Below are 284 nucleotides of genomic sequence, written 5' to 3' on the forward strand. Positions count from 1 at the left end.
GAAGTTGATCGAATTGCTAGTAATACATAGTTTAACAATAAAAAAATATTGAATGGATATTCAGGCCTTAGCGTAGGTAATGGAAGCATTGTTTCAAGTTCTTCGAGTAACGGTGATACTAAGTCTGGAACTTTTGACGTAACTATTACATCACTTGCTACAGCTGCTCTGAATGTAATTGCAGGAACATCGATTGCTAGAGATACATTTAATGGAGCAGGTTATTTTACTGTGAATGGTTCTGATGTGAATGTTGATAGTACATTTACTGTACAGGATGTAAT

At 34.9% G+C, this 284-nt stretch carries 1 protein-coding gene; it reads left to right on the top strand.

The features are described 5' to 3' along the window. Positions 1-48: 48 nt before the first annotated feature. Positions 49-284, top strand: a 236-nt coding sequence (locus Q4550_RS23375) for a hypothetical protein (RefSeq protein ID WP_303536593.1), incomplete at its 3' end; no start/stop codon positions are given.

It is taken from the genome of Anaerobacillus sp. 1_MG-2023 (assembly GCF_030547345.1).
Taxonomy (GTDB): Bacteria; Bacillota; Bacilli; order Bacillales; family Guptibacillaceae; genus Guptibacillus; species Guptibacillus hwajinpoensis_B.